This window comes from Vibrio sp. D173a (genome assembly GCF_030248475.1).
Genome location: NZ_JAHGAH010000991.1, coordinates 1 through 548 on the forward strand (window position 1 = coordinate 1; position 548 = coordinate 548).

At 49.8% G+C, this 548-nt stretch carries 1 protein-coding gene; it reads left to right on the top strand.

Going from position 1 to position 548, the window contains the following annotated elements:
- The coding region (locus KIV40_RS30795) for an AAA family ATPase (RefSeq protein WP_285353091.1) at positions 1-400 on the top strand (400 nt) is incomplete at its 5' end.
- Positions 401-548: the final 148 nt, after the last annotated feature.

Consider the following 548-nt stretch of genomic DNA (forward strand, 5'->3'; position numbering starts at 1 on the left):
CAATGGAATACTGCCTTGGATTAACCTACCCGGTTTTGCAGCTCTCTGTTTAGACGTGATGAGTGAGCAGAAAGCGCAGGCCAACCAACACCCAGTCGCGTTTCTCGACCGCGCTATACCTGATATCTGTGGTTATCTGTCACAAGCAGAGATAGCCATTGATGAGGAGTATCTCGAGGCGAGTCAGGGTTATCACCCTCAAGTGTTCTTATGTCGCCCAGAAGCGAGCATTTACGTGCAAGATGAGGTGCGCCCTTATCCGTTTGAGGGTGCGTTAGAGATTCACACCAGTCTGGTATCGATTTACCAGAACCTAGGTTATGAGGTGGTTGGGGTGCCGTTTATGTCGGTTGAAGAGCGCGTGCAGTTCGTTCAGCATAAATTGGGTATCACAAGTTAGATCCCCAACTCGGTCGTTCCTCCCTCTTGAGGATGACGGATACTTCGACGCTCTTCGTATCTCAAATCTCGTTTACTCGAATCCCGCATCTCGCTTACTCGCATCTAAACAAACACCGTCATTCCCTACAGTGAGGCACGAGCGTGAT